The 15610-nt window shown below is 62.3% G+C and carries 13 protein-coding genes; 7 read left to right on the forward strand and 6 right to left on the reverse strand.

Translation table 11 applies throughout. From position 1 onward, the window contains the following. Positions 1 to 70: 70 nt before the first annotated feature. On the forward strand, positions 71 to 778 hold the full coding sequence (locus tag NA647_RS07815; RefSeq protein WP_256057166.1) for a ComF family protein: 708 nt from the start codon (positions 71 to 73) through the stop codon (positions 776 to 778). An 85-nt stretch (positions 779 to 863) separates the two neighbouring features. After that, positions 864 to 1838 (forward strand): serine/threonine protein kinase, encoded by a 975-nt coding sequence (locus tag NA647_RS07820; RefSeq protein ID WP_256057167.1) that lies wholly within the window; start codon positions 864 to 866, stop codon positions 1836 to 1838. 171 nt (positions 1839 to 2009) lie between these two features. Here NA647_RS07820 and NA647_RS07825 read toward each other — a convergent pair whose 3' ends face one another. After that, positions 2010 to 2855 (reverse strand): 23S rRNA (adenine(2030)-N(6))-methyltransferase RlmJ, encoded by an 846-nt coding sequence (locus NA647_RS07825; protein ID WP_256057168.1) that lies wholly within the window; start codon positions 2853 to 2855, stop codon positions 2010 to 2012. Positions 2856 to 2997: 142 nt separating this feature from the next. Between NA647_RS07825 and NA647_RS07830 the strand changes: the two genes are divergently transcribed. Together NA647_RS07830 and NA647_RS07835 are read left to right on the forward strand one after the other, a co-directional pair. Continuing rightward, on the forward strand, positions 2998 to 4041 hold the full coding sequence (locus NA647_RS07830; RefSeq protein WP_256057169.1) for an NAD(P)H-dependent flavin oxidoreductase: 1044 nt from the start codon (positions 2998 to 3000) through the stop codon (positions 4039 to 4041). Between the two features lie 88 nt (positions 4042 to 4129). After that, positions 4130 to 4651, forward strand: coding sequence for a sterol desaturase family protein (locus NA647_RS07835; RefSeq protein ID WP_256057170.1), 522 nt, complete (start codon positions 4130 to 4132; stop codon positions 4649 to 4651). Here NA647_RS07835 and NA647_RS07840 read toward each other — a convergent pair. The 5 genes from NA647_RS07840 to fni are packed head-to-tail and all read right to left on the reverse strand — an operon-like array spanning position 4611 to position 10586. Next, complete coding sequence (locus NA647_RS07840; RefSeq protein WP_256057171.1) at positions 4611 to 5537, reverse strand: phytoene/squalene synthase family protein; 927 nt, start codon at positions 5535 to 5537, stop codon at positions 4611 to 4613. The two genes, NA647_RS07835 and NA647_RS07840, sit on opposite strands and share 41 nt — an antisense overlap. Further along, a complete protein-coding gene (locus NA647_RS07845) occupies positions 5534 to 7051 on the reverse strand; it encodes a phytoene desaturase (RefSeq protein WP_256057172.1) in 1518 nt (505 codons plus the stop codon). The genes NA647_RS07840 and NA647_RS07845 overlap by 4 nt, the downstream gene beginning before the upstream one ends. Beyond that, positions 7048 to 8211, reverse strand: a complete 1164-nt coding sequence (gene crtY / locus NA647_RS07850) for a lycopene beta-cyclase CrtY (protein WP_256057174.1) — start codon at positions 8209 to 8211, stop codon at positions 7048 to 7050. The genes NA647_RS07845 and crtY overlap by 4 nt, the downstream gene beginning before the upstream one ends. After that, positions 8204 to 9493 carry a glycosyltransferase gene (locus NA647_RS07855; protein WP_256057176.1) on the reverse strand — a complete coding sequence of 430 codons (1290 nt, stop codon included), beginning with the start codon at positions 9491 to 9493 and terminating at the stop codon, positions 8204 to 8206. Before NA647_RS07855 ends, crtY begins: the two co-directional genes overlap by 8 nt. Before the next feature lie 43 nt (positions 9494 to 9536). Then, complete coding sequence (fni, locus tag NA647_RS07860; protein ID WP_256057177.1) at positions 9537 to 10586, reverse strand: type 2 isopentenyl-diphosphate Delta-isomerase; 1050 nt, start codon at positions 10584 to 10586, stop codon at positions 9537 to 9539. 115 nt (positions 10587 to 10701) lie between these two features. Here fni and NA647_RS07865 point away from each other — a divergent pair, with 115 nt between their 5' ends. The 3 genes from NA647_RS07865 to NA647_RS07875 all read left to right on the forward strand — a co-directional run bounded on the left by NA647_RS07865 (position 10702) and on the right by NA647_RS07875 (position 15505). Beyond that, positions 10702 to 11604: a polyprenyl synthetase family protein gene (locus tag NA647_RS07865; protein WP_256057178.1), complete on the forward strand. Its 903-nt coding sequence runs from the start codon at positions 10702 to 10704 to the stop codon at positions 11602 to 11604. Between the two features lie 117 nt (positions 11605 to 11721). After that, positions 11722 to 13524, forward strand: coding sequence for an acyl-CoA dehydrogenase (locus NA647_RS07870; protein ID WP_256057179.1), 1803 nt, complete (start codon positions 11722 to 11724; stop codon positions 13522 to 13524). Positions 13525 to 13759: 235 nt separating this feature from the next. Next, the gene (locus NA647_RS07875) at positions 13760 to 15505 is read left to right on the forward strand and encodes a potassium/proton antiporter (RefSeq protein ID WP_256057180.1); all 1746 of its coding nucleotides are present in this window, start codon (positions 13760 to 13762) and stop codon (positions 15503 to 15505) included. Positions 15506 to 15610 lie beyond the last annotated feature (105 nt).

Raw genomic sequence — 15610 nt, forward strand, 5'->3', positions numbered from 1 at the left:
GGCTCGGCGGCCTGGCACGGATGCGAAATGGTTAGCCAAGGCGATGTGGCTGTCAACCTGGAAAGGATTCATGGTTTACGACTGGTTAAAATCTGAGCACTACTGCCAACTTTGCGATGAACGCTGCGAAGCCGACCAATCGCTGTGCGCACCCTGCGAAGCCGATTTACCTTGGCTCGACGGGCAGTGCTCGATCTGCGCGCTGCCGCTACCGACGTCAGGCCTGATCTGTGGCGACTGCCTCAAACGCCCGCCCACCTTCGATCACGTCGCAGTACCCTGGCGCTTCGCCTTTCCCGTAGACAGCCTGATCACCCGCTTCAAGCACCAGTCACGCTGGCCGCTGGGGAGATTGCTGGCGGAGCAGCTGACTCGCCATCTGCAACACGCCTACGCCGAAGGTCTGCCGCATCCCGACGTGCTTCTGCCGGTCCCGCTGGCGCGCAAGCGGCTGCGAAAGCGAGGTTTCAATCAGGCGAAAATGATCGCCGACTGGCTGAGCCCGGTACTGGCGGTCCCGGTCGATATGCAACTGCTGCAACGGGTTCAGGACACTCAATCGCAACAACAACTCGACGCTGCGAGCCGGCGCCGAAATTTGCGACAAGCGTTTCGCCTGGCTGACCAAGAGAGACTCGCCGGGCGTCACATCGCAATCGTCGACGACGTACTGACTACCGGCGCCACTGCCGAAGCACTGGCTCGTCTGTTGAAACGCGCCGGCGCTGTACGAGTCGATGTGTATTGTCTGGCACGCACACCGAAACCCGGCGATTGAATCTAGAGACGTTCATCAGCCGCTGCGCGCGGTTGTGTAAACCCCCCAGTGCAATACACTGACCGGCCCATTCGCGGAGCCGACCATGAGCCATCCCTTCGACACACTCACGCCTGACCTTGTGCTCGATGCGGTGGAAAGTGCGGGCTTTATCAGCGATGCGCGCGTGTTGGCGTTGAACAGCTATGAAAACCGGGTCTACCAGGTGGGCATCGAAGACGAGGTGCCCGTGGTCGCGAAGTTTTACCGCCCGGGCCGCTGGAGCAACGAGGCGATCCTCGAAGAGCATCAGTTTTCCATTGAACTGGCTGACCGCGAGATTCCGGTGGTGGCGCCATTGGAGCGCAACGGCGAAACACTGTTCGAGCATGCCGGTTTTCGCTTCGCGCTCTTTCCCCGTCGCGGAGGACGCGCACCGGAGCCGGGCAATCTCGACCAGCTCTATCGCCTGGGCCAATTACTCGGCCGCATGCACGCGGTCAGTGCCAGCCGGCCCTTCGAACACCGCGAAACGTTGAATGCCCAGCACTTCGGTCACGAATCGCTGGCGACCTTGCTCGATGGTGGCTTCGTACCGAGAAGCCTGCTGCCGGCTTACGAGTCGGTGGCACGCGATCTGTTGAAGCGCGTCGATGACGTCTTCAACCGCACCGAATTCCAGCCGATCCGCCTGCACGGCGACTGCCATCCTGGCAACATCCTCGCCCGTGACGACGCTTTCCATCTGGTCGATCTGGACGATTGCCGCATGGGTCCGTCGGTTCAGGATATCTGGATGATGCTTGCCGGTGAGCGTCACGAGCGGCTCGGGCAACTGTCCGAATTGGTCGATGGGTACAGCGAATTCCACGGCTTCGTCCCGCGCGAACTCCCCCTGATCGAAGCCCTTCGTGCTCTGCGCTTGCTGCACTACAGCGCCTGGCTGGCACGCCGCTGGGACGATCCCGCCTTTCCGATGAGCTTCCCCTGGTTTGGCACCGAGCGTTACTGGGGCGATCAGGTGCTGATCCTGCGCGAGCAGATGTCCGCGCTGCAGGAAGAGCCGCTGAAGCTTTTTTAGCTGGAAGCTGGAAGCTGGAAGCTGGAAGCTGGAAGCTGGAAGATTAGTAGGGCGGGTGAAACCCGCCGGGCGTGCGGGATGCTAGCTCCGTTCGGCGGGTTGCAACCCGCCCTACAAGCTGTAAGCGAATCAGGATGCTCGGCTTCCAGCTTCCAGCTTCAGGCTTGAAGCTTATAGCTGCTTTTCTTCGATCAACCAGTCCAGCCGCCAGCCGCCCTCGCTTTGTCCGAGCAGCTTGGTCAACCAGGGCAACAGTTCACGCAACTCTTCTTCCAGGCCCCACGGCGGATTGCTGATGGCCAGGCCCGAGCCATTGAGCCGCAACGCTTCATCGGTGGGGTGAACGAACAGTTCGGCGCGAAGCAGCTTTGGCGCACCGCTACGCGACATATCCTGATAGAAGCGCCTGAGCTGGCGTTCATCCTTGATCGGATACCAGATCACACCAATGGTCTGACGCATGCGCCCGAGCGCTTCGGACAGTGCTTGGACACAGCGACTCAGCTCATCGGCCTTCTCGAATGGCGGATCGACCAGTAACACGACGCGCTTTTCCGCGGTCGGCATCAACGCGCGAGGCACATGCCAGCCTTCGCCCAGGTGCACCGCCACGCGGCGGTCGCCGGCCATGTTGTCTTTCAGCAGACGGCCGTCTTCGGGGTGTTTCTCGTTGAGCTGCAGGCGATCCTGCGGGCGCGTCAGCTGTCGCGCCAGTTCCGGCGAGCCGGGGTAGTAACGCAAGGTGCCGTCTGGGTTGAGCGCCCGAATCACATCCAGATAAGGCTTCGCCATTGCCGGGACATCCTCGGCCTGCCACAGCCGCGCGATGCCCTGCAGCCATTCTCCGGTACGACTGGCCTGGTCGCCGGCCAGGTCATACAGACCGACGCCGGCGTGGCTGTCGAGATAGGCGAATGGCGCGTCCTTGCGCGCCAGCAAGGCGAACAATCGAGACAATACGAGGTGTTTGAAGACGTCGGCATGATTGCCGGCGTGAAAAGCGTGGCGGTAGTTCATCGGGCACTCCTGAAGAGCGCACAGTCTAACTGCGCAGCGACTTGTTTCGCAGGGGGCGCGGCACGCCATGGCTGAAGATGTAAAACGGCGACAGGTGGCTGCTACAGTGACTACCCCGCCAGCCAGCGCATAGGACCTTCCAATGGACATACGCGACCTCTTCCAGATCACGCTGCCAGTCATCCAGGCGCCGATGGCCGGTTCGCAGAACCATCAGCTCGCCGAGGCGGTGTCCGAGGCCGGCGGGCTCGGCTCAATTCCTGCCGGCATGCTCAACGCCGAGACTCTGGATGCCGAGCTGACAGCCATGGCCGCGCTCACGCGAAAGCCCTACAACGTTAACTTCTTCTGTCATCAGACGCCGACAGCCGATCCCGCACGCAACGAAGCTTGGCTGAAATATCTGGCACCGTTTCTCGAAGAGCTGCAAATCGACCCGGCAAGCATTCCCAACGGCGCCACACGCCAACCGTTCGACGCAGCGATGGCCGAGGTGATCGAGCGGCACCGCCCGCCTGTTGTTAGCTTCCATTTCGGGCTGCCTGCTCCCGAGTTACTGCAGCGCGTGCGGGCCACCGGCGCGAAGATTCTGTCCAGCGCCACGACCCTTGAAGAAGGTCGCTGGCTGCAGGAGCAGGGTGTCGATGCGGTGATCGCCCAGGGCGTCGAAGCCGGCGGTCATCGCGGCATCTTTCTCAGCGAAGATATCGACGGCCAGATAGGCACCTTCGCCCTGTTGCCACAGCTGGCGGGCGCACTGGACATACCGGTGATCGCCGCCGGTGGGATCGCCGATAGGCGCGGTGTCGCGGCCGCGCAAACACTCGGCGCGGCGGGGGTGCAGGTCGGCACCGCCTATCTACTGTGCAACGAAAGCCGCGCCAGCCCCTTGCACCGTCAGGCATTGCAGAGTCCCGCCGCGCAGCACACAGTGCTGACGACGCTGTTCACCGGACGACCGGCACGCGGCATGGTCAATCGAGTCATCCGCGAGCTGGGGCCTCGGCCCGATGAGGTTCCGGCGTTTCCGCTGGCGGGTAATGCAATCAGTGCGCTGCGGGCCAAAGCCGAAAGCCTGGGGGCCAATGATTTTTCACCGCTCTGGGCCGGGCAGAACGTCAGCGGTTGCCGCGCCGTCCCGGCGGCGCAACTGACCGAAGCCTTGAGCGTAGGTTGGCGGAGTTAAGGCAGACCAATGTCAGGTGTCGGCGCCTCACCAATGGACGCCGCGCAGCGCGTAAACTGGTGCGACCTTCAGAGCGATCGGATCGAACATGACCGTGCTGATCAACACCTTGGTATTTCTCGCCACGCTTATCGGCATGGAGCTGTTCGCCTGGTGGGCGCATAAATACGTGATGCATGGGTGGGGCTGGGGCTGGCACAAATCGCACCATGAGCCCCGCAACGGATGGTTTGAGAAAAACGACCTATACGCGATGGTCTTTGCCGGCGTCGCGATCATGCTGATCGCTCTTGGCACCGCCGGATACGGCCCGCTGGAATGGGTCGGCGCCGGTATGACGGCGTACGGCTTGCTCTACTTCGTCGCCCATGACGGTCTGGTCCACCACCGCTGGCCGTTACGCTATGTGCCGCGTAATGGTTATCTCAAGCGGCTTTATCAGGCTCATCGTCTGCATCATGCGGTAGAAGGCAAGGAGCGCTGCGTATCCTTCGGTTTTCTCTATGCGCCCCCGCTTGCCGTTCTTAAACAGCAATTGCGCGAGCTGCACGATGGGCCGTTGCGCAAGACTAGCGTGGACGCGTCCACAGAAAAGCAGGACGCGGCCTGACCGGCATTCGCCGTGAGGCCAGCGCCAGCACGCCTCCGCCCAGCAGAAACTGCAACTTCTGCGCGCCGCTTGTCGAGACACGGGTATCCCAGGCAGCCGCACCGCGCGCCTTCACTTCGATGCCGATCTGGCGATAGACGCCATGCGCGGTGGCGATCGACCAGGCCGAGCGCAATGGCAAATCACGCAACCCCTGCGACGCCGATTGGTAATAGGGTTCGGCCTGATCAACCAGCCGTGCCGCCAGTGTGGCCAGCGCTGCGCGGTGCGCTGAAAGGCCGATTTCGTCTCTGGCTATTCCCGCTTCGCTCAGCCATTCATCCGGCAGGTAGATGCGCCCGATTTCAGCATCCTCGACGATGTCGCGAGCAATATTGGTCAACTGAAACGCGAGTCCAAGATCACAGGCACGATCCAGCGTTGGTTCCGCTTCGGCTCCCATCACCTTTGCCATCATCAGGCCCACCACCCCGGCGACGCGATAGCAGTACAGCAGCGTGTCGTCGAGGGTCCGGTACCTGTAGTCCTGCACATCCATCCGGAAACCCGCCAGATGCTCCAATGGGTATTCGCGCGGGATCTGGTGGCGTTGAATGACCTGCTGAAACGCGGCGAATGCCGGATCGCTCATCGGCTCGCCGGCATAAGCGCGCTCAGTCAGCTCGACTAACTCAGCAAGCCGCGCCTCACCAACAGCACGGTCGCCCTCGACCTGACCATGCCCGAGTGTTTGCCCATCGATCACATCATCACAGTGACGGCACCAGGCGTAGAGCATCACCGCGCTCTGGCGGGTGCGCTCGTCGAACAGCTTCGCCGCCGCAGCAAAACTCTTGGAGCCTACGTTGATCGCCTGCGTCGAGTGATCGATGACTTGATCGTTCATCCGGCCTGCCCTTCTAACATGAAGCCCTCTAACATCAATCCGGCAGTTGCTTTGGCCGAGCCCACCACGCCGGGTACGCCTGCTCCCGGATGGGTTCCAGCGCCAACGATGTAGAGGTTGGGAATCACGTCGTCGCGATTATGCGGGCGGAACCAGGCGCTCTGAGTGAGGATGGGCTCCAGCGAAAATGCCGATCCGAGATGCGCGTTGAGCTCGTCACGGAAGTCGTGCGGCGTGAATATCCGGTGCGTGACCAGATCCTCTCGCAATCCCGGAATGTAGTGACGCTCGAGGTACTCGAAAATGCGGTCGCGGTACTTCGGCCCTTCCACGGCCCAATCGATGTCCGCCGTGCCCAAATGCGGCACCGGGGCCAGCACGTAGTGGCTGGCGCAGCCCTCCGGCGCCAGCGACGGGTCGGTCACGCAGGGTGCATGCAAATACAGCGAGAAGTCGTCGGCCAGGGTTTCGCGCTTGAAGATCTCGTCGATTAACTCTCGGTAACGCGGCCCGAAACAGACCGTATGGTGCTGCAGGTGCTCGTGTCGTCGCTTGAGACCGAAATGAATGACGAACAAGGACATGGAGAAGCGCTTGCTACTCAGCCGCTTGGCCTCGTCGCGACCACGTTGCTCATGTCCCAACAGCTGCTTATAGGTGTTCACCACGTCGGCGTTGGACGCCACCGCATCGGTCTCGAAGCGGCGCCCATCCTGAGTAATCACCGCGTTTGCCCGCCCTCCGGCCAGCTCGATGCGAGCGACTTCGGCGTTCAGCTCCAGCGTACCGCCCAGATCTTCGAACAGCCTGACCATGCCCTGCACCAGCGCACCGGTGCCGCCGCGCGGAAACCAGACGCCGCCTTGCCGCTCCAGCGCATGGATCAACGTATAGATCGACGAGGTTTCGAATGGGTTACCGCCCACCAGCAACGAATGAAACGACAACGCTTGGCGCAACCGATCGTTCTCCACGAAGCGCGCCACCATGTCGTACACGTTGCGCCAAGCCTGCAGTTTAGCCAGCTGCGGAGCCACCCCGACCATGCTGCGGAACGACAGGAAAGGCACGGTGCCGAGCTTGATGTAGCCTTCCTCGTAGACTGCACGGGAATACGCTAGAAAACGCTGATACCCGGCCACGTCCTTGGGATTGAGGGCGTGAATCTGCCGGTCCAGCGCCGCCTGGTCGTTGACGTAGTCGAAGCTATAGCCGTCTTCCCAACTCAGCCGATAAAACGGGCTGACCGGCAACAGCTCGACGTAATCGGCCATGCGCTTGCCGGCACCCGTGAACAGCTCGTCCAGCGCCGGCGGATCGGTGATCACCGTCGGGCCTGCGTCGAAGGTGAAGCCCTGATCGTGATAGACGTAGGCACGGCCACCCGGCTTGTCGCGCTTTTCCAGCAAAGTGGTCTGGACGCCCGCGCGCTGCAGTCGAATCGCCAGCGCCAGCCCGCCGAAACCGGCGCCAATCACCACAGCCCTCCTCACACTACCTATTGGCTGGTTCATCGCTTGTCCTTGTGCAGATTGACGGCGGCGAGCGCTCGAAGCGCCTCGCCTACCGGCACGGGAGGTTTACCTGAGACGATGCGCGCACGGTCCCAGGCGCTCAGATTTGCCGCGTAGAAACGCTGGATCAGCGGTTCGCGCAGGCGGTAGAAGCGCTGCATCACGGCCCAGCGGCGATCGGCCGGGCCAGCCATGAACAGCATGCGATTGAGTAAACGGAAGAAGCCGCGCTGGCGCCATTGGGCCAATGAGTAAGCGCGGATCGCCTCGAACAGGCTGGCCGCGTCCCAGCGATCCAGCGCGATCAGGTGATCGGCCAGGCGCACCGCATCGGGCAGCGAGTAGCCGGTGGTGGGATGAAACAAGGCCGCCGACAACCCGCTCTGCGGCACACCCCGTGCCTCATCCCAGAATGCCGGCAGGTCACCGGAGAGCACGATGGGCAGCACGCCCTGCTCCTCGCGCAGCACTTCAACGACGGTCCAACCTTGTGCACTGGTGTAGCGCTCGATGTTGTTTCGCAGCGTGTCGAGCGCTACGGCTTCACCGTCGGCGTAATACGTGTCCTCGATCAACAAGCGTTCGGCGCTAAGCGGCAGCACATAGACGAACCGATAGCCGTCCTGCTGGGCGACGCTGGCATCCATGATGATCGGTTGTTGTAGGCCATGCGGCTGGTGCAGACGCAGCTCCTGGCCGAGAAATTTCTGAAAGCCCAATGCCAACTGATGGCTACGGCGTGCGCCACGCCCGTCGATCACCGCGCCGGCGTTCAGGGTTTCGCCCGAAGCCAGTCGCACCCGTTGCGGTTCGACCTTGGCAACTGCGGTGCGCAGACGTACGCCATCACCCAATTCGGCTATCAGGTGTTGATGAAACCGCTGCGAGAAGATGCTGGCGTAGCCGCTGTTCAGACGCCTCCGGAGGCTTGGGAAGATCACGTCGTAGCAAGACCAGCGATGACTCACCAGCGGCTCCAGCCAGAGATGCTGCATAGGGGTCAGGTCGTGTTCGTGAAAGGACCAGGTATGGTTGCCGCCGAGCGTTTCGCCCTGTTCCACAATCAGCAGGCGCAGGTCGGGCCGCTGTTGACGCAGCCGCAGCGCCAGCAGCCCATTGGCCAGGCCACCACCGACGAAGATCAGGTCCACATCAGCCATGTTCGACTCCCCGAGCAACTGGCGATTCGATTCCGAGCGCCTCCTCGACCAACTGTGCCGCTCGCAGCGCGCCACCAGCAGCGCGAACCTCATTGCCCAGATTTCGCGCTCGCTGTGCAAAATTGGGGTCACGCAACAGTCGGCGCAGCGCCAGCACGATACGGCGCCGGCTGGCCAGGCGCGGATCGAGCTTCAAGCCCACGCCCGCATGGACCACGCGTGCCGCGACGCCGGGCTGATCGAAGGCAATCGGCAAGGCCAGGCTCGGCACTCCAGCTTCCAGCGCGTCGAGCACGGTGTTCAGGCCGGCATGGGTGACCAGCGCATCGGCCCTCGCCAACACGGCACGTTGCGGCGCGAAATCAGTAACCCAGCTGGCTCCGGCCTTGAGCAAATTCCTTTCCTGCTGCGCGCCAAGGCGGCCGCAATGAGCGATCAACAGCTGCACGTCGAGCTCGCGACAGGCCTCGGCGATGCGTTCGAACAGGCCGAAACGATCCCCCTGCAAGGTACCCAGCGAGGCGAACACGAAGGGCTTTCGAGTCGCGATCGGCACCTCCAGCGAGGGCTCAGCGGTCAATGCCGAACGCAGCGGGCCGACGCCATGGAAATGCTCAGGCAGTGCGATGCGTGGAAAGTCGAAACCCGGGGTGGTCTGGCTCAATTGCAGCAAGGGTGACAAGCATTCATCGAGACGCTGGCGAGGCGACAGGCCGAATCGCGCGGCATAGCGCGAGACGACTTCGGCATGGGCCTGCATCGCCCGGTCGTAAATACCGCTGCTGTGCAGATTCAACTGCTCGCCCCAGGGCGTCGGGCGATAGCGCCACGGCATCACCGGCAAGGGCACCAGCGCCTCCCGGTTGACCGGCAGTGCACAGGCCACCGAGACGAACGGCAGTCCGAGATGCTCAGCCACCAGCCCGCCGGCCGCTTCCATCTGATCGGCAATGATGACGTCGACGCCGATAGTGCGCAGCACCGAGGGCGCCTCTCGGCAGAACATTTCGGTCGCGGCGGCCATGTCGGCGATGACCCGGCGGATGCCCCAAGGGCCGCCGGGCCGCGCAGCGCGACCGATCACGCTCCTGAGCGAACCAGGCGGATGCGAAACGGCGCCGACCAGGGCGAAACCAAGCTGCGAATGACGCAACGCTCCGGCGACATCCGCCTGATGCACGATCGTCACGTGGTGCCCGCGAACAATCAGCTCGGCGCTAATCGCTTCCATTGCGCGTATATGACTGTGGAACGGCGGCACGATAATCGCGAAGTGAGTCATCGGGGCGCGCCTTGCCGGTAGCCGGACTCTCGCTGCGTTCGCATCAGGCAGTGGACGGATCAAAGGCTGGCAGCAACGGCGCCCGAGTCAAGGCCGCCAGATTCGCCGAGCCGGTGCAAAAGCAGACGATGCGCAACTGCTGAAGCAGCACCTGGAAGTGCTCGATTACCGCGTGCGGACCAATGAGCGCAGCGTCGAGCACACCGGCCGCTTGACCGACAAGATCAGCGCCGAGACGAATCGCCTTAGCCGCATCGATGCCGTCACGTATCCCGCCCGATGCGATCAACTGTGCTGTCGGACAGACCCGCCGCACCTCGGCGATCGCCTGCGCCGTCGGGATTCCCCAGCCGGCGAACGCCTGGGCCACCGCGCGCTGATTGAGGTCCGCCGTCCGTTCGGCCTCCACTGCGGCCCAACTGGTACCGCCGGCGCCAGCGACATCGATTACCGATACTCCGGCATCCAGCAGCCGCCGGGCCACCGAGGCTGAAATACCCGCTCCGACTTCCTTGGCCACCAGCGGAACCGGAAGCCGCGATGCAAGCGCCTCGATTGCCCTTAGCACGCCGCGCCAGTCACGGTCACCACCTGTCTGCACAGCTTCCTGCAACGGATTGAAATGAATGATCAGAGCGTCCGCTTCGATCATCTCCACTGCCCGCCGCGCCTCGTCCAGCCCATAACCGGCCCCCAGCTGCGCCGCGCCGAAGTTAGCCAACAGCGGGATGGACGGCGCCAGCTGTCGCAATTGCCGTGTCAGGCCTTGATCGGCACCGGTTTCCAGCGCGATGCGTTGCGACCCGACTGCCAGCGCGATGCCCAGCGTCTCGGCCGCCTCGGCCAAATGGCGATTGATTTGCGTGGCCCGCGCCGCGCCACCGGTCATGGAGCTGATCAGCAAGGGTGCTGCCAGAGTCCGGCCACAAAACGAGCTGCCAATATCAATGTCGTCCAGACGCAACTCTGGCAACGCACAATGCTCGAACGTCAACGCGGCGAAGCCGGACTCCACCGCAGAGCAGGCGCGGCTCGGGTCGAGAACGATATCCAGATGCTCATTTTTACGCTCTACGAAAAGTTCTTTGCTCATGCGGCGCCTCGTTCGATGACCTTATGTTGACGGACATGGTCAATAAAAGTGCCAAGACTTATACACGCTGTATAGGTATTGTCACAGTTCCCCGAAATCCATACAGGAGGGCGCCATGGCGACCGTTTTGCCGAGTACGCAACTCGACTTCGAGCAAGTGCTCAGTGCGTTGCGTACGCAGGTCGACGACCGGTTAAGTCTATGGCTGCCCCGATGCCCGCCGCAGGACGCCATCGGTACCGCCATGCGTGACGGCACCCTGGCGCCAGGCAAGCGAATTCGGCCATTGCTGCTGCTTTTGACCCTCAAAGATCTGCAACCGGAACGATCCACAGGGCCTGCACTCGACCTCGCCTGCGCTATTGAGATAGTGCACGCCGCCTCGCTGTTCCTAGACGACATGCCCTGTATGGACAACGCCGAGCTGCGCCGTGGCCAGCCCACCATTCATTTGCGATTCGGTGAAGATGTCGCCGTGCTGGGCTCTGTCGCGCTGCTCAGCCATGCGTTCAGCATAGCGGCGTCCGTGGAAGGCTTCGATCATGCAACGCGCAACCAGCTGGTACGCCTGCTCGCACAGTCCACCGGCGCGCAGGGGCTGGTCCGTGGGCAGTATCACGATCTGCGCGAGGGTCAGCGGAACCGCCCGATGGAGGCCATTGCCCACACTAATCGTTTGAAAACCTGCCCGTTGTTCACCGCTGCGGTGGAGTTTGCCGCTTTGGTGGCTGACGCCAGCGCTAGTCGCACACATCATCTGAAGGGTTTCGCTACGGAGCTGGGAATGGCTTTCCAGCTGCTCGATGATCTGGCCGACGGGCTCAACCCTCAGCAGAGCGGCAAGGATGCTGGTAAGGATCGAGGCAAAAGCACCGTCGTCGCCTTGCTTGGCCCGGAAGCAGCGCGCAAGCACGTCGAACAGCATCTGGCGCACGCGGCGCAACATCTGATCGAAGCAGATGTCGGCGACGGGCATCTCGCCCAGTTGCTGGGTCGCTTCCGCGCTTGGCCCCACTGACGGCAGCCAGCAAGCCCCGGCACAGACCGCTGTGTCGCTCTATCACTCGAATGTATGGTGCTAGGCAGCCATCTCGCCGTCTCCTTAGACTCCGGCCCATAAAACGGAGGACACCCCATGCCCGAGATGCTGCTTTGCCCACGCAACCTCGCCTTCGAGCTCTACGAAGTGCTCGACGCCGAAGCGCTGACCCGCCGCGAACGCTTCGCCGACCACAGCCGCGAAACGTTCGACGCCGCCGTGGGTACCGCCCGCCAGATTGCGGAAAAGTATTTCGCCCCGCACAACCGCAAATCGGACGAAAACGAGCCGCTCTACCAGAACGGCGAGGCGGTGTTGATCCCGGAGGTCAAACCGGCGGTAGACGCCTTCATCGAGGCCGGCTTCCACAACGCTCAGCGCAGCTTTGAAGACAGCGGCATGCAGTTGCCCAACTTGCTGTCGCGGGCCTGCTTCGCGCATTTCCAGTCCGCCAACATCGCCACCAGCTCTTATCCGATGCTGACCATGGGCGCGGCGCATCTGATCGAGACCTTCGGCAGCGATGAGCAGAAACAGCGCTTCCTGCAGCCAATGATCGAGGGTCGTTTCTTCGGCACCATGGCGCTCACCGAGCCGCATGCCGGCTCATCGTTGTCGGATATCCGCACCCGCGCCGAGCCAGCCGGCGACGGCACCTATCGCCTCAAGGGCAACAAGATCTTCATTTCCGGCGGCGATCACCCGCTGTCGGAGAACATCGTGCACATGGTGCTGGCCAAGCTGCCGGACGCCCCGGCCGGTGTGAAGGGCATCAGCCTGTTCATCGTGCCCAAATTCTTGGTCAACGACGACGGCTCGCTGGGTGAGCGTAACGACGTGGTGCTGGCTGGGTTGTTCCACAAGATGGGCTGGCGCGGCACCACCAGTACAGCGCTGAACTTCGGCGACAACGGCAACTGCGTCGGTTACCTCGTGGGCGAGCCGCACAAAGGCCTCGCCTATATGTTCCAGATGATGAACGAGGCGCGCATCGGCGTTGGCATGGGCGCCATCATGCTCGGCTATGCCGGCTATCTGTACTCACTGAACTACGCCCGCGAACGACCGCAGGGCCGACTGCCGGACGGTAAGGATCCCGTCTCGGCGCAGGTGCCGATCATCGAGCACACCGACATCAAGCGCATGCTGCTGACGCAGAAAGCCTACGTCGAGGGCGCCTTCGATCTGGGCCTGTATGCCGCGCGGCTAGTGGATGACGAGCACACCGCCGAAAGCGAGGAAGAACGACGCAACGCCGCCGAGCTGCTCGACTTGCTCACCCCCATCGTCAAATCCTGGCCTTCGGAGTTCTGCCTGAAGGCCAACGAACTGGCGATCCAGATCCTCGGCGGCCACGGTTATACCCGCGAATATCCGGTGGAGCAGTACTACCGCGACAATCGTCTGAATCCGATTCATGAAGGCACCCACGGTATTCAATCTCTAGATCTGCTGGGCCGCAAGTTGATGCAGAACAAGGGCGCTGGCCTGCGCCAGCTGCTCGAGTTGATCCAGAACTGCTGCGCACGCGCCGCCGAATACCCATCGCTGGAGCCGTTGCTCGATCCGTTGCAACAGCTGGTTGCGCGCCTGACGGCGGTAACCCAGGCACTGCTGGGCGACCTGATGGCCGGCAAGGTCAATCTGGCGCTGGCCAACTCCGCGCTGTATCTGAAAGTCTTCGGACACACCGTGATCGGCTGGCGCTGGCTGGAGCAGGCGATTCGCGCTGAACAAGGCCTCGCGGCTGGCAATCCATCCGACGCCGATTTCTATAAAGGCAAGCTGCAGGCAGCGCGCTATTTTCTGACCTGGGAAGTGCCGGGTTGCCAGCATGAGCTGAACCTGCTGGACGCGCGCGACGATACCTGCCTGACGATGGACGACCGCTGGTTCTAGGTCGGTTTCCGCTTCCGGCGCACCGCACTGTGCGGTGTCGCCGAAGCTCTAGCAACCATCCCCGTAAACCGAGACAAAGCCTTAAAGCCAGCCGCCATTCATCACGCAGCGCTCCAGGAATGCCTCTTAGCACAAGGGGCATTTTTTTTGACAGCCCGTCAAATCATCGGGTTAGAATCGCTGGCATGTCCCGTGCATAAAGTGCCGGGAAACTCGCTTTTCTCGGAGACCGCACTTGGACGTCGGCAACATCAACCACCTCTTTTTCGTCGGTGCCCTGTTGGTTGCTGCCAGTATCCTGATGAGCTCTTTGTCAGCGCGCCTTGGCGTGCCGATCCTGGTCATCGTCCTCGGTGTCGGCATGCTGGCTGGAGTCGATGGTATTGGCGGCATCGTCTTCGAGGATTACCGGCTCGCCTTCATCATCAGCAACCTGGCGCTGGCGGTGATTCTGCTCGACGGCGGAATGCGAACACGCAAGGCCACCTTCCGCGTCGCGCTCTGGCCATCGATGTCGCTGGCCACCCTCGGCGTGGCGATCACCTCCGGCCTGACCGGTATAGCGGCTGCCTGGCTATTCGACCTGCGCCTGATCGAAGGTCTGTTGATCGGCGCTATTGTCGGCTCCACCGACGCCGCGGCGGTATTCAACCTGCTCAACGGCAAGGGTCTCAACGAACGCGTCGGGCCCACGCTGGAAATCGAATCGGGCACCAACGATCCGATGGCGATGTTCCTTACCGTCACCCTGATCAGCATGATCGCCTCGGGGGAAACCTCATTCACCTGGACCGTGCTGATCAGCCTGATTCAGCAGTTCGGTATCGGCATTCTGCTCGGCCTGGCCGGCGGCTGGCTGCTGCTGCATCTGATCAATCGCCTCTCCGTCGCCGATGGCCTCTATCCGCTGCTGGCCGTAGCTGGGGGCATCATGATTTTCGCCTTATCCGGCGCGGCGGGCGGCAGCGGGATCATGGCTGTGTACGTCTGCGGCTTGCTGCTGGGCAACCGTCCGATTCGCAACCGCTACGGCATTCTGCACATGTTCGACGGCCTGGCCTGGCTCAGCCAGATCGGCATGTTCCTCGTACTCGGACTGCTGCTAACGCCCAGCGAACTGCTGCCCATCGCCGTTCCCGCCCTGCTCCTGTCGCTGTGGATGATCCTGTTCGCCCGCCCGCTCTCGGTGTTCATTGGCCTGCTGCCGTTCAAGAGTTTCAATCTACGCGAGCGGTTATTCATTTCCTGGATCGGCCTGCGCGGCGCGGTGCCGGTAATTCTCGCTGTGTTTCCACTGGTCGCCGGCCTGGACAATGCGCAGCTGTTTTTCAACGTTGCGTTCTTCATCGTGCTTGTCTCGCTGCTGTTGCAGGGCACCACGCTCGGCTGGGCAGCAAAAAAGGCCAAGGTCGAGGTTCCGCCTTCGCCATCGCCGATTTCGCGCACCGGTCTGCAAGTCCACCCCACCAGCCAATGGGAGCTATTCATCTATCGCCTGAGCGCCAGCAAGTGGTGTGTCGGGGCGGCCTTGCGCGAGCTTAAGATGCCCGAAGGCACGCGAATTGCTGCATTGTTCCGTGGCCGAGCGCTGCTGCACCCGTCCGGCAGTACGCGCCTGCAGGTCGATGACATCCTGTGCGTCATTGGCCATGAAGAAGATCTGCCGGCACTCGGCAAACTGTTCAGCCAGGCGCCGCAGCGGGGCCGCGACATGCGGTTCTTCGGTGACTTCATTCTCGAAAGCGAAGCCGAAATGGGCGCTCTCGCGGCGCTGTATGGCTTGAAGCTGGGTGATGTCGATGAACATCAACAGATAGGCCGGTTCATTACCGAGCGTGTCGGCGGCAAACCGGTCATTGGCGACTATATCGAGTGGAGCGGCCTGATCTGGACGATTGCCGCCATGGAACAGGGGGAAGTCCGCAAAGTCGGACTGAGGTTCCCGGAAGGCGAAAAACCAGGCCCGTCGCTGCAGTTCTGACGAGGCGCCTGGGTCGCGGTCAGGATGGCGGGACGTTCCGATCTATGGACTCGCCGCGACCATCCACAGCCCTTAGACTCCGCACTCTTTCTGCACTTCGATAGC

This window comes from Stutzerimonas stutzeri (assembly GCF_024448985.1).
In the GTDB taxonomy this organism is placed as follows: Bacteria; Pseudomonadota; Gammaproteobacteria; order Pseudomonadales; family Pseudomonadaceae; genus Stutzerimonas; species Stutzerimonas stutzeri_AP.

Bases quoted from the DNA above. Each gene is read 5' to 3' on its own strand.
- NA647_RS07835 (WP_256057170.1), top strand. From the start codon at position 4,130: ATGACCGTGCTGATCAACACCTTGGTATTTCTCGCCACGCTTATCGGC.
- NA647_RS07845 (WP_256057172.1), bottom strand. From the start codon at position 7,051: ATGAACCAGCCAATAGGTAGTGTGAGGAGGGCTGTGGTGATTGGCGCC.
- NA647_RS07820 (WP_256057167.1), top strand. From the start codon at position 864: ATGAGCCATCCCTTCGACACACTCACGCCTGACCTTGTGCTCGATGCG.
- NA647_RS07855 (WP_256057176.1), bottom strand. From the start codon at position 9,493: ATGACTCACTTCGCGATTATCGTGCCGCCGTTCCACAGTCATATACGC.
- crtY (WP_256057174.1), bottom strand. From the start codon at position 8,211: ATGGCTGATGTGGACCTGATCTTCGTCGGTGGTGGCCTGGCCAATGGG.
- NA647_RS07815 (WP_256057166.1), top strand. From the start codon at position 71: ATGGTTTACGACTGGTTAAAATCTGAGCACTACTGCCAACTTTGCGAT.
- NA647_RS07825 (WP_256057168.1), bottom strand. From the start codon at position 2,855: ATGAACTACCGCCACGCTTTTCACGCCGGCAATCATGCCGACGTCTTC.
- fni (WP_256057177.1), bottom strand. From the start codon at position 10,586: ATGAGCAAAGAACTTTTCGTAGAGCGTAAAAATGAGCATCTGGATATC.
- NA647_RS07870 (WP_256057179.1), top strand. From the start codon at position 11,722: ATGCCCGAGATGCTGCTTTGCCCACGCAACCTCGCCTTCGAGCTCTAC.
- NA647_RS07840 (WP_256057171.1), bottom strand. From the start codon at position 5,537: ATGAACGATCAAGTCATCGATCACTCGACGCAGGCGATCAACGTAGGC.
- NA647_RS07830 (WP_256057169.1), top strand. From the start codon at position 2,998: ATGGACATACGCGACCTCTTCCAGATCACGCTGCCAGTCATCCAGGCG.
- NA647_RS07865 (WP_256057178.1), top strand. From the start codon at position 10,702: ATGGCGACCGTTTTGCCGAGTACGCAACTCGACTTCGAGCAAGTGCTC.